Source organism: Desulfomicrobium apsheronum, from assembly GCF_900114115.1.
Taxonomy (GTDB): Bacteria; Desulfobacterota; Desulfovibrionia; order Desulfovibrionales; family Desulfomicrobiaceae; genus Desulfomicrobium; species Desulfomicrobium apsheronum.
Genome location: NZ_FORX01000001.1, coordinates 301,601 through 314,140 on the forward strand (window position 1 = coordinate 301,601; position 12,540 = coordinate 314,140).

Here is a 12,540-nt window from a genome sequence, read left to right on the forward strand (position 1 = left end):
ATGGACACGATTTGGTCAAAAGAGTCCGATGCTATTTTAAAAGTTGGTCGTTCCCTTGAAGATGTTGGTGTTTACAACTGGGCATTGACCAAGACAGAGGCTTTAATGGCTTTGGATCGATTAGAAGCTGAAGGAATCGCCATCTTGGGGGGTGATGTTTATGTGATGCAAATAGACAGCCTGCAATCAAACTATGATAATTGGTATTGTGACCGAGATGAGAATGAATCCACATTGGCCTTCGTATCTCGAAGTATTGCCAAAGCGCGAGAATACGTTACCAACTACAAGTTGAGTCGAGATGCGGAATATTATTTTGCAATCGTTCCCGAATGTTAGTTTAAGGAATTGTCTCCGTGCTCGGGGGTGTAAAATATTTTGTGTAAACGGTCAGTTGTCGATAATCGACCCCACAAGGAGACGACATGACCGCACGCAAGCCACTTCCCGTCGACCTGATCGACGCCCTCCTGGCGGACTACAAGAACCCTTAAGATATCATCGGCGAGAAAGGTCAGCTCCGTAACCGACTGCTTCGGAAAGTCTCAGCCCCGAGGCAGACCCTCTTCATTGGTTCCAACCCGACCACTCCATTTCGTCCAACGGTCAAAGGCTACGGTCCCATTCAGGGAGCATGTAGAGCTTGGGCTATCCCATTTGGACATCTGAACTTGCTTCGATCATCTTTCCTTTGCCGCCGCAGTGTTTTGTGGCGTCGCCAATGCGTGTCACCGGGATGCCGTTCACAAAAACCGAGGCGCTGCCTTCGGCTGCGGTCCATGTGTTGGGGCCGCAGCATTTGCGGTGCCTTCCAGAGTCGCCAATGCGTAGTACTGGGCGTCCGTTGATAACGACGTCAGGAGACCCGCTCACGGCTGGTCCGCTGACGCGGTGGGAGCAGCAGGAGCTGCCGTGGGAATCACTCGGGCAGTGTGCCTTGTCTCCGACTCTGCAAATTGGGGGCATGAGACCTCCATGAATGATATTTAATAGCTTGTTATTATTGAAATACGTCTGTCTATTTGCGGTCCGCGAAATCAGTGTGTTGAGGTCGGCGGGGACAGCCTTGTCAATCAAACACGCTGCAGCTTGTTTCTTTCCAGATTAATAACGTCATTTTCAAAAAACTAATTCGACATAATGTGTAAACGGGGGCCCGCAGAGTTTTTGCAGGCCCCCGTTTGCTTAGGCGGATGTGGACATGGTTCTCCAGTCGTCGCTTTCGGACGTGCTGGCGATTTCGTGCGTTTTGATGATTTTGCGGTAGGTCATGTAGACGTCTTCAAGATGGGTGAAATGCGCTTGTCCAGGGTCTTGGCAGTTGGGCATGTAGGCTTGGATGTCCACGATGATGGCGTCTTCGAGTTGAATGGTGAAGTAGTGTTCCATGGTTCCCGATGCCGAGGTGCGGTAGAACTTCATCTCGACTTTGGGTAATTTTTCACCGCTGGCCAGGGCCCTGAACAGCAGGGGGGAGGCCTTGTCCATGATCTTGGTGATCTTGAGCGGCTTGTGCACGCGCTGGCCCGTGGGCTGGCCTGACTGGGGGTCGCGCGGCAGGATGATCTGGTGCTCGAAAGCTTCCACTAGGCTCTCGTCCTCGTGACCTTCCTGGTAGATGTTGCCCACCGATGCTTCGGTGAAGTTTCCGGCCGTGATGAGGCCCTGACGTTCTCCGGTGATGCTGATGTAAGCTGGTACTGGCATGGTGTTCTCCTTGGTTGGGGTTGATGTGACGCCCAATCAGCGCAACATGCGTGCCGGGTTGTGATATGCCATAATTTCAAGTAGTTGTTCCTGTATCTGTGCAGATTTCAAGCAAGGATTTGCTTGGAATTGTAAGCGTTATCGGTGTGTTATTGGAATAGTTAGTTAGATCAAGCTGTTGGGGCCGGCAAGGTTTCGCCCTGTGACTCTAAACAGAATGAATATTAATCCTGTCACGTTGTTCCCTTTGTACCAGCGGCATGGTTAAGGCGATTTTTCGCTCCCTATGCCTTGTGATTATCATAAAGCTGCACGTCAATCTGCTTCGACTCTGGAGCGCCTTCTTCCGCTTCCAGGTTATCGGTTCATCTGAGAGTGACCTGCACATGACCGCCGTGTCGTCTGGTGCTTTGCAGTCACGGATTACCTCGACGATAGCCGTTTTATCAGATTATTCCCTGACGCCATGAATTGCTTGGCGAAATTATCGCGGTTGTAGCCAACGGCGTCGAAAGCTTGTCGTCATGGCGGAGGGACATCATGCCTGAAAACAAGTCGCGGATCGTGTCGGTGAAGATGCTGCCCAAAAAGAGCTGACCAGGACGACCGGATCGCAGGGGCGTTGCAAATTGGAGCCGATCAGGGGGTTAGTTCAAGAAATGCCCTTTCAGGATTCACCTCGACGGGGTTGCCGGATTTGTCTGCGCCAGCCATGGCAAAGTGGTATGTTCCGAAAGGTAGTGGCCGGGAGGTCCATGCTCGTCTGGAAGGATACAAGCCGAAATACTGGTCCGCTATCCGGCCTTCGGCATCGAATACGACGATGAGCAGTCTCGTCGCCTCCGAGCGCGCCAAGTGGAATGAAGCGCTCCCCCGGCCAGCCCCCCTTTTTTCGGTCACGGTATCCTGATGTTCCGGGCTTTCGAGCCATGGCAGGGTGGACGGCTTTGCGAAGGTGAGTATCCCGACCAGTCGTTTGGTGTTGACAAAAAATGGCGGTTCATCGTCCGCAGCCGTGATTCTGTATGTGTCGAAGGGAGCCAGTATGCTCAACTCGCACGTTATTTGTTTTTCCGTCATTTCCGAAGGCGTGATGCGACGGGTGGCCTTGAAGGTGCGTTCGTCGTTTTGGATCAGCACTTCCACGTTTTTCCTGGATCGGGGTGTGGACATGACGACCGTGAAAGTCGTCATCAGGTTTGCGGTATCCGCATCGATCTCGACAGAGAGTATCTCCTGACAGCGGGCCATCGCAGGCAGAATGAGGATTATTCCCAGGCAAGCGAGGTATACTGCAAGGGGTCTCATAAATTGCTCACCTGTCCGTTTCTCAACCCTACGGCCTCGCCGGGAGTGAACTCGTCTAGCGTGTGGCTGCGGTTTCTGAATGGAGTGTCCTGAAAGAGCACGCCGATGGATACGAGGCGTGTTTTGGGCACGTGCCTGATCTGGAAAAAATTCAGCCTGTCGTAGATGATCAGATGGGACTCGTCCTCGGCCAGCAGAAAGACCGGGTGTGTCGGGGTTGCCTCCGAGGAATCGAGACGGAGGCTGACCACGGGGAAGATCAGGCTTCGGCCCAGTTTGCCGTACAGCGTCGAAAGCATGAATATTTGGCTGGTAATGATGAGTACCCAAACGATCCTGCCCAGGCGATTGAGGAGGTCGTTGTCGTCCTTGCGGCAGGAGAGGGCCTGCCGGTGGATGAGCAGGAACGCCCCCACGACCAGGGTGGCGAGCAGGATGGCCAGGGTTAAAACCTGTGCTCTGGGGCCTTCCTGGTCCTCATCGGCGTCGTGTCTGAACCACGGTCGGTGCGTCATGTGTTCGGCCATGTTCGATGGGTTGGCCAGCAGGCGTTGGAGAAGATGGACGCGGTTTTCCATCTTCCGGAAATCCGCCGCCTTGCTCTGCATGGATTCGGCGAGGACTTCCGCTTTGACAGGTTGCAGCACGGCTTTGATATCGAAGATCTCCGTCTCGAAACTCATGAGACAGAAGTATCCGGCCAGGGCGCAGACCGCCCCGGTGGTCAGCAACAGGTCCAGAACACGGAAATACGACCTGTCCAGGAAACTGTTACGATGTCCCCAGATCAGCACGCCCAATGCGCCGACGATCACCAGCGAGGCTAGGCATGCCGCGAAGCCCCACATCAGCGGAGCCTCTTTCAGCAGGGATTCCAGCATGCCGCTTCGAAAGGCGCCATCCGTCATCAGCTTGATGAGGTTGACGCAAATGGTCATCACCGCGTCCATGGTGAATTGGATGTCCGCGCCGAACGCGGTCGTCACGGGGTCGTGACCGAAGAGGAGCTTGCCGTGCTCTGCCCGCGCCCAGCGGCCGAAGGCATAAAGGGCGATGACGACAACACTGGAAATTTTTAGAATCTTCACGAAGCGTTGGCTGGGCGTGACGGCAGCGTCTTGGCGCGACGTGTGGTGGGAGTCGTTGTGCATGCTTGGGTTCCTCGTCCGGCGTTTATTCGCGATATTTGAAAGGGATAGTGGCGGAATATTCAGGGTATTAGAGACCAGAAAATGTAGGAAAGGCCGATTTGATGAGTTGTGTCATGAGAAGTGCCCCGGTTGCGGTGAACGGGGGAGGCTTGGGCGTATGGGCGAACCGTGCCTAGCCGCCTCCGTGCATTCGTGTGCGTATTCGGACGGTCGCGCCGGGCCCGGAACGCTGGTTCGAGCCCGGCGCGGCGTTCGCTTACGCCTGGTTGGACATGGTCCTCCAGTCGTCGCTTTCGGACGTGCTGGCGATTTCATGGGTTTTGATGATCTTGCGGTAGGTCATGTAGACATCCTCGAGATGGGTGAAGTGGGCTTTCCCGGGATCTTGGCAATTGGGCATGTAGGCCTGGATGTCCACGATGATGGCGTCTTCAAGCTGGATGGTGAAGTAGTGCTCCATGGTTCCCGATGCCGAGGTGCGGTAGAACTTCATCTCGACCTTGGGAAGGCGCTCGCCGCTGACCAGGGAGCGGAAGAGCAAAGGCGATGCCTTGTCCATGATCTTGGTGATCTTGAGGGGCTTATGCACGCGCTGCCCAGTTGGCTGGCCGGATTGAGGATCGCGGGGGAGGATGATCTGGTGTTCGAAGGCTTCCACGAGGCTTTCATCCTCGTGGCCCTCTTGAAAGATGTTGCCGACAGAAGCCTCGGTGAAGTTTCCGGCGGTAATGAGGCCCTGACGCTCTCCGGTGATACTGATGTAGGCGGGTACTGGCATGACATTCTCCACGTTAAAGATTGATAATGCCAGTAGGTAAGGCAACATCCGTGCCTGATAAATAATATGTTAAATATTAAATAGTTAGTCGCTATTTGCATGTTTAATTTGGCAAGATTTTGCTTGTACTTCATTATAAAAGCAGTTTGTTTGTGAAATCCTTAAATTTCAAGAAGTTGCCTTGGCAAGATGTTGCCTGGGTTCTTGGTTGGTTCTTTTTGATTTGTTTCTAACTATATAAAATAATGAAATAAAATTTTGGTGATAATTTGCTGAATGAGGTTGGATTGGTTGTGAGTTCCTGGAAATTTGAGTGAGCAAATCTATAAACGCATATTAAATGTATTTTGACTGCAATGGAGCACTTCCGCATGTTTTGAATAAATTTGCTTGATCTAATTATTTAAAAAGCGATCATTTGTTAATAATATTTTTTTAACATGTAGAATTATAGATTTTTAATCTAAAAAGCTAATAAATATGAATGTAAAGAGTAAAATATTTCGACTTATTTCTAATACGAGTAGTTGTTATTAACAGTTCTCGGATCGAGCATTTTCTCTATTTTCATTATATATGTATAAAATGTATATTGAGGATACGTGTCAATATTTAAAATATATGAGATCTAGTCAGCAAGAAAGCTTAATTTTTTTTAAAATTATTATTTGTTTCCCGAATTGATTGAAATCTATGTGTCTCAGTAAGAGAACGCATGGCAAATTTAGGAATTATTTCAGGAAAGCAAGATTTGCTTCCTTCGCTTCCCGATCCAATATTTCAAACATGGATCGCCCCTGTTAGCGAAGATTTTCCGTGCGGCGAGGATATAAGTTTTTCTGATGGATTCGAATCTCTCAAGGCGGAAGTGGAGAAAGAAATCTCTCTGCACGGAGGACAGAGCGCTGACTGGGCTTTTGTTCTGCGCATGGCGACTCAGATTCTCGGCGAGAAAAGTAAAGATTTGTGGGTATTGTGTTATGGAGTGATGGCAGCGCACGAAACGCAGGGGTTTGTGTGTTGTGCGGCGGCGCTTTCGGCGCTTTCGGCGCTTCTTGATTCCTGTTGGGATGAACTGCATCCCAAACCTGTAAGAATTGAGAGGAGAATTGCTCCGCTAAGATGGCTCGCATCACGCTTTGAGGCAAAGCTTTCGGCCGCAGTGCATGAAAATGAAAAGGCAGCTATCATTGCACTTAAAAAGGAACTGGTCGGACTCCAGACAATTCTTGACTCAAAGCTAGGCGACAAAGCTCCTGCCTTTGCCAACCTCTTACAACTGCCTGCCGAGGAGATAAGAGATAAAGTTCCTCTTGGTTCCTCCCAGCGCCCTCCTTCCGGAAATATCCCCCAGACATCTTGCTCTTCCGTTTTTCCTCGCGCATGCGCGGACGATCTCCTCGCGGCCATCGATGGTGACGGGCGGGTTCCAGCCGCAGTGCTGCCTCGTCTACTGCGAAGCACTCAAGACCAGTGTCGGCAGTTGGCGGCGCACTTCGCTTCCTGCGACCCCTTGGATTGGCGAGTGATCCTTCTTCACCGTGCGGCTTTGTGGTGCACTGTGACTCAGCTTCCCCAAGCGGATGCGGCCGGAGTGACGATGTTGCGCTCAATCCCTTCCGACAGAGCGCAATGGTACTCGGCGGCGGTTGAAAACAAGCGCTACATGGAGGTTCTGCCACAGCTGGAACGCTCCGTCGCCCAAACACCATTCTGGCTCGACGGGCATCATCTGGTTGCCCGCTGTCTTGAAGGGCTGAGCGAAGTTTGTTCCCTGGCTGTCCTGCGCGCCATCATCGCCCAGTTTCTGCAAAGTTTTCCTGAATTGCTTCGCTACAAATTTCAGGACGGGACTCCTTTCGCATCCCCACGAACATCCCAGTGGCTTGAGTCGCTCGAATCCCCGCTTTCCACCCACGCCTCACTCCGTAACCCGTCAAGCGGTGCAGGTGTCGTGCGTGAACAGGAGCTTTTGGATGAAGGTCTGGCCATTTGGGCAGAGAGAGGCTTTCAGGCTGGTCTGTCGCATTTAGCGCGTATTCCGGCGGGACGCAGTCGCGCCGCCGTGCGGCAAGGGGTGCTGCTTGCACGGTATTGCATTGCTGCCGGGAATAAAAAGGCGGGTGTTCGCTTATTGCAAACGCTCTATGCACAATTGGAAAAATGGGAGTTGTTGGACTGGGAGCCTGAACTCAGTGCCGACATAATTTCACTTTTGATCTCTTTGCAGCCCAAGGAGAGGGGGCCAGGGGCGGAGATTATGCTGAGCCGATTGCATTGGCTGCATCTCGGAACGGCAGTGGGCAGTTTCAAAGAATCGTAAATTCAATCTGCAACGGAGACAAGAATGGCCAAAGATTCGTCAATAGCACCCAAGGAGCGCATCAACGTCACCTTCAAGCCCGCGACGGACGGAGCCCAAGAGGAAATCGAACTGCCCATGAAGGTCATGGTCGTGGGTGATTTCCTGCAACGGCACGATCCTCGAAATCTCAGTGATCGCAATCCCGTGTCCATCAACAAACAGAATTTTGAGGAGGTGCTCGCAAAGCAGGAATTGTCATTGCAAATCTCTGTCCCCAACAGGTTGCGCGACAACGGTGCGGATACGGACATTCCTGTTACTCTTGAATTTAAAGCGATGAAAGATTTTGAACCCGCTGGTATCGCGGAGCAAGTTCCTGAAATGCGTAAGCTTTTGCAGTTGCGTGACGCTCTGGTTTCCCTGAAGGGCCCGATGGGCAACATCCCGGCATTTCGAAAGGCCATCGAGGAAGTGCTAGCTGATGGCCGCCAGCGCGAGATGATCATGAAGGAGCTGGGAATGAATGATGCCGAGGTGCGCGGCCTGCTGAAAAAGGATAATACCGGAGGCGAAGCGACCGAGTCCAAAGTCACGCCCCGTGCCCCGCAGAAGAAGAATTGAAATCCAGCCACAAAGGAGATCCGCCAATGAACCAAAAGCAAGACGCCGTGCTGGAATCACAGGGCACAGGCTCACTTCTTGAACAAATAATACAGGAAACGAACCTTGATCCAAGGGACGAAGGTTACGAGGCCGCAAGGCTCGGGATCAGCGCATTTATCGAAGAGATGCTCAAGCCTTCCTATGCGGGGGAGCAGGTCAAAAAAATCACTGTCGATCGCATGATCGCGGAGCTGGATCGTCGTCTTAGCGCTCAGACCGACGAGATTCTGCATCACCGGCAGTTTCAGGAACTGGAGTCTGCCTGGCGTGGCATCAAGCTGTTTGTGGACCGGACCGATTTTCGGGAGAATATCAGTATTGAGATGCTGCACGCCAGCAAGGACGAACTGTTGGATGACTTTCTCGATGCGTCGGAGATTTCTCAATCGAGTCTCTACAAGCTGGTCTACACCGCCGAGTATGGCCAGTTCGGGGGCAAACCCCTGGGTGCCATCATAGGCAACTACTATCTTGAACCCACAGCCATGGACATGCGCCTGGTGCAGAGTCTGGCTAGTGTCTCGGCCATGGCACACGCGCCCTTTATCGCTTCCGCAGGGCCTTCCTTTTTCGGCCTGAGCAGTTTTGAGCGTCTGCCCGCTTTGAAGGATCTGCAGGATATCTTCAGCAGCACCCGCTATGCGAAATGGCAGGCTTTCCGCGATTCGGAAGACTCCCGATATGTTGGTTTAGCCGTGCCGCGCTTCCTCCTCCGTCAGCCTTACGACCCCGAAGAAAATCCCGTCAGGGCTTTTGTCTACAAGGAAAGCGTCGACGACAATCACGAGAATTTTTTGTGGGGCAACGCCGCTTTTGCCTTCGCTTCCCGCATTACGGACAGTTTCGCCAAATACCGCTGGGCCGCGAACATCATCGGTCCCCGTTCGGGAGGCGCTGTCGAAGACCTGCCGGTCCATCTCTACGAAAGTCTTGGCGACATCGAGATGAAGATTCCCACCGAGATTCTCATCTCCGACCGCCGCGAATACGAACTGGCCGAGCAGGGGTTCATCGCCTTGACCATGCGCAAGGGCTCGGACAACGCGGCATTCTTTTCAGCCAATTCCTGTCAGAAGCCCAAGTTTTTCGGCACTTCCGCCGAGGGGCGCGCGGCCGAGCTGAACTACCGTCTTGGCGCCCAGCTACCCTACCTGTTCATAGTCAGCAGGCTGGCGCATTACATAAAGGTGCTGCAGCGCGAACACATCGGCTCCTGGAAGGAGCGTACGGACCTTGAGCGGGAATTGAACACCTGGATTCGTCAGTATGTTGCCGATCAGGAAAACCCCAGTTCCGACACCAGGAGCCGTCGGCCGTTGCGGGACGCTCGTGTCATTGTGGAAGACATCGAGGGCGATCCGGGCTGGTACAGAGTCTCTTTGAGCGTGCGTCCACATTTCAAGTACATGGGTGCGTATTTCACCCTGTCCCTGGTCGGCAAACTGGACAAGGAGTAGCGTCATGGCGGGGAGTCTGTTCGACCGATTGACGCGCGGCGAAGCGGGCCTGCGTATGGATGAGGACGAGTCCATCCGCAGGCATCTGCTGCGCATGCTGACGACGCGTCAGGGCGCGGTGCAGGCGCTGCCGGACTACGGGCTCCCCGACCTCAACGATCTGCGCCTCTCCAGGGCCGAGGTGATCAGGCGGTGTTGCTTGGCCATCGAAAACTGCATCGCCGGATACGAACCGAGGCTTCATGACGCGAAGGTCGGATACGTGCATCTTGAGGAAGATCAGTTCGTCATGGCTTTTCGCATCGAGGCCATGCGAGTGGATTCCGAAGGCAGGCAGATACCGTGGCGCTGGTCCGTGGTCATGGATGGCGACCAAGTGAAGGAGACGGCGTGAGCTCCTTCAACCGTTACTATCTGGACGAACTCGTTTCGTTGCGCGAACTTGGCCGCGAATATTCCAGGAATAATCCGTCCCTGGCTCCTTTTTTCGATACCCCCCAGCGTGATCCGGATGTGGAGCGCATCCTGGAGGGCGTGGCCTTTCTGTGCGGGCGCCTGCGGCAGAAGCTGGACGACGAGCTGCCAGAAATCACTCACGCCCTGTTCAGTCTGCTCTGGCCCAACTATCTGCGCACCATCCCGTCCTGCAGCATCGTGCGTTATGAGCCGGCGGCCAATTTGACCTGGGCCGTGACGATTCCGCGCGGGACCATGGTGGAGTCGGTGGAAGTGGAGGGCACCAAATGCCTCTTCCGTACGGTTTACGAAAACCAAGTGTTACCCGTTCAGCTTAATGAGCAGACCGTTTTCGAGCACGACGGACAGATCATTCTGGCTCTTCGTTTCGGGATCATCGGCTCTAGCCTTGAGAACATTCCGCTTTCCAGGTTGCGCCTGTTTTTCACTGGCGAGCCGGCGATCGCCCATTCCCTGTACTTCACCCTGACGCGTAGCGTCCGCGAGATACGCTTTCTGTTGCGGGGGAAGCAGGGGGCATACCGGCCAGTCCATGCTCTTTCGCCGGAAATGATCCGCCCAGTCGGTTTCCAGGAGGACGAGGGTCTGTATCCCTACCCGGCCAACACGTTTCCCGGATATCGCATCATCCAGGAATATTTCTGCTTCAGCGAGAAATTTCTGTTCGTGGAAATTTCGGGACTCGATACCTGCGTCGCGGCCGGAAAAGATGCTGTGGCGGGGGCCGATGAATTCGTACTGCATTTTGTGCTGTCGGAATTCCCGGAGCAGTACGAATCCTGGCGGCGGGATAACATCCAGCTGTTCTGCACTCCCGTGGTCAACCTCTTCCCCATGGATGCCACTCCCCTGACCGTGGATCACCGTCAGACCGAATACCGCATCGTGCCCGATCCGAGGCTTCCGGACCACTATGCCGTGTACAGCGTGGAACGGGTGCGCAGATGGGGGAGCAATGGCAAGTTTCGGCGCGAATACAGGGCCTTCGAGTCCTTTGAACACGGAAGTTCCCCGGATATCGACGCGGCCTACTACCGTCTTCGCCTGAGGCCCTCTATCAACGACGAGAGCACGGAAACCTATATATCCATCGTGCACTCCCAAACTTCGCCTGCGGCTCAGGACGAGGAGATCATTTCCCTGGAACTGACGTGCACGAACCGCCTCCTGCCGTCCCGTCTGATCGTCGGGGACATAAACACTCATGCCGACGACACGCCGGACACCGTGACCCTGGGAAACATCACTCCGGTCACTCCGCCCTACACGCCCCCCTTGGAGGGAGACCTGCTCTGGCGGCTCATTTCCAACATGTCCCTCAACTACCTGCCTTTGGGCAACGTGCATGCCATGCGGGCCCTCATCGCAAGTTATGACTTCCGGGCGCTGCATGACCGCAACAGGGCGCGGATTCTGAACAAGATGCTGGGAGGCATGACGGGCATCGAATCGAAGGAGACGGATCGGATCTATCAGGGCCTGCCGGTGCGCGGCGCGGTGACGCGGCTGACCCTGGACCGCGTGGGGTTCAGCTGCGAGGGCGACATGTGCCTCTTTGCATCGGTCATCAATGAGTTCCTGGCGCTGTACGCCACGGTCAACAGTTTTCATCAGCTCGTGGTCGTCGATGCGAGGCGGGGAGAGGAATACCAGTGGCCGGCAAGGCTCGGGAGGAAACTGATTCCGTGAACGATCCCCAGAAGTCCGAAGGACTCTCAATGACGGAGGCTGCGGCCCGCATCTGCGGTAGCTACGCCTTTTCCCGGGCGGTTGAGCACCTGCTGCGCGTAGGCGGCGACAAGCATCCCCCGGAAGATTGGCTGCGGTTCAAGGTCAACCCGAACCTGTCCTTTCCTCCCGGCGACATCCAGGGTGCGACTCGAAGTGATGGTGACGGCAAAGACGGGCGCGTCTGGTTCGTGCTCAACCTGATGGGATTGCATGGGGCGGCTTCGCCGCTTCCCGCCTATTTCACCGAGCATGTTGCGCAGCACCAGGACGAGCCGGATGCGTTGCGCGATTTTTTCGACGTGATCAACCATCACCTTGTCTCGCTCTTATACGGAATCTGGAACAAATACCGCTATTATCTTCAGTTTAGGGGCAACGGGACGGACGTCAATTCAAGGCATTTTTTCAGTTTCATCGGCCTTGGGCACAAGGAACTGCAGGGCAGCAGCAGTCTGCGACGCGAACGGCTTCTTTCGTACATGGGCCTCATCGCATTCAGCGGAGAGGCGGCCGGTTCACTGGAGAGCATTCTGCGTCATTACTTCGGGCACCCTCTTGTGCACATCATCCCCTGCATACGTCGTCTGGTGCCAATCCCTGCGGACCAGCAATGTTCCCTGGGGCTGGCCAACTGCAGATTGTCCGTGGATTTTCTGCTGGGCAGCAAGGTGCTTGACCAGACCGGCAAATTCCGTGTGCTTTTCGACAATCTTTCCTGGAAACGATTCACAGGCTTTTTGCCCGGTGGAAGTCTCTTTTCGGAACTGCAGACCCTGGTGCGCTTCGTGCTCCGCTCGCGACTTGGCTTTGACGTGGAACTCAGGCTTCGCCCTTCGGAGATTCCCGAGTTCATCATCGGCCAGGGCAGCCCGTGCCGTCTTGGCTGGACAACCTGGGCGGGAGTCGGGGGTGATGGGGTTATCGTGCTTGAAACAGACAGCAGGTATGTGGACTAACTTATGA

Annotated in this window: 12 protein-coding genes; 7 read left to right on the forward strand and 5 right to left on the reverse strand. The window is 54.3% G+C overall.

Features of this window, described 5'->3' with window-relative positions; translation table 11 throughout:
• The gene (gene imm40 / locus BMZ40_RS01315; RefSeq protein WP_092372332.1) at positions 1-339 is read left to right on the forward strand and encodes an Imm40 family immunity protein; all 339 of its coding nucleotides are present in this window, start codon (positions 1-3) and stop codon (positions 337-339) included.
• A 309-nt stretch (positions 340-648) separates the two neighbouring features.
• On the opposite strand, the gene BMZ40_RS20095 is transcribed toward imm40, so the two are convergent.
• From BMZ40_RS20095 to BMZ40_RS01340, 5 genes are all read right to left on the reverse strand, one after another.
• Positions 649-966 (reverse strand): PAAR domain-containing protein, encoded by a 318-nt coding sequence (locus tag BMZ40_RS20095; protein ID WP_092372333.1) that lies wholly within the window; start codon positions 964-966, stop codon positions 649-651.
• Between the two features lie 219 nt (positions 967-1,185).
• Complete coding sequence (locus BMZ40_RS01325) at positions 1,186-1,707, reverse strand: Hcp family type VI secretion system effector (RefSeq protein ID WP_092372334.1); 522 nt, start codon at positions 1,705-1,707, stop codon at positions 1,186-1,188.
• Positions 1,708-2,346: 639 nt separating this feature from the next.
• Complete coding sequence (locus BMZ40_RS01330) at positions 2,347-3,015, reverse strand: hypothetical protein (protein ID WP_092372335.1); 669 nt, start codon at positions 3,013-3,015, stop codon at positions 2,347-2,349.
• Positions 3,012-4,166 (reverse strand): hypothetical protein, encoded by a 1,155-nt coding sequence (locus tag BMZ40_RS01335; protein ID WP_092372336.1) that lies wholly within the window; start codon positions 4,164-4,166, stop codon positions 3,012-3,014. The genes BMZ40_RS01330 and BMZ40_RS01335 overlap by 4 nt, the downstream gene beginning before the upstream one ends.
• A gap of 256 nt (positions 4,167-4,422) precedes the next feature.
• The gene (locus BMZ40_RS01340; protein WP_092372337.1) at positions 4,423-4,944 is read right to left on the reverse strand and encodes an Hcp family type VI secretion system effector; all 522 of its coding nucleotides are present in this window, start codon (positions 4,942-4,944) and stop codon (positions 4,423-4,425) included.
• A gap of 715 nt (positions 4,945-5,659) precedes the next feature.
• Here BMZ40_RS01340 and tssA point away from each other — a divergent pair.
• Genes tssA through tssG form a run of 6 tightly spaced genes read left to right on the forward strand, consistent with a single transcriptional unit; the run spans position 5,660 to position 12,533 of the window.
• On the forward strand, positions 5,660-7,267 hold the full coding sequence (gene tssA, locus BMZ40_RS01345; RefSeq protein WP_092372338.1) for a type VI secretion system protein TssA: 1,608 nt from the start codon (positions 5,660-5,662) through the stop codon (positions 7,265-7,267).
• A gap of 24 nt (positions 7,268-7,291) precedes the next feature.
• Positions 7,292-7,870 (forward strand): type VI secretion system contractile sheath small subunit, encoded by a 579-nt coding sequence (gene tssB / locus BMZ40_RS01350; RefSeq protein ID WP_092372339.1) that lies wholly within the window; start codon positions 7,292-7,294, stop codon positions 7,868-7,870.
• Between the two features lie 26 nt (positions 7,871-7,896).
• Positions 7,897-9,369, forward strand: a complete 1,473-nt coding sequence (tssC, locus tag BMZ40_RS01355; RefSeq protein WP_092372340.1) for a type VI secretion system contractile sheath large subunit — start codon at positions 7,897-7,899, stop codon at positions 9,367-9,369.
• A gap of 4 nt (positions 9,370-9,373) precedes the next feature.
• The gene (gene tssE, locus BMZ40_RS01360; protein WP_092372341.1) at positions 9,374-9,763 is read left to right on the forward strand and encodes a type VI secretion system baseplate subunit TssE; all 390 of its coding nucleotides are present in this window, start codon (positions 9,374-9,376) and stop codon (positions 9,761-9,763) included.
• The gene (tssF, locus tag BMZ40_RS01365) at positions 9,760-11,535 is read left to right on the forward strand and encodes a type VI secretion system baseplate subunit TssF (protein WP_092372342.1); all 1,776 of its coding nucleotides are present in this window, start codon (positions 9,760-9,762) and stop codon (positions 11,533-11,535) included. The genes tssE and tssF overlap by 4 nt, the downstream gene beginning before the upstream one ends.
• The gene (gene tssG / locus BMZ40_RS01370) at positions 11,532-12,533 is read left to right on the forward strand and encodes a type VI secretion system baseplate subunit TssG (protein ID WP_245750992.1); all 1,002 of its coding nucleotides are present in this window, start codon (positions 11,532-11,534) and stop codon (positions 12,531-12,533) included. The genes tssF and tssG overlap by 4 nt, the downstream gene beginning before the upstream one ends.
• Positions 12,534-12,540: the final 7 nt, after the last annotated feature.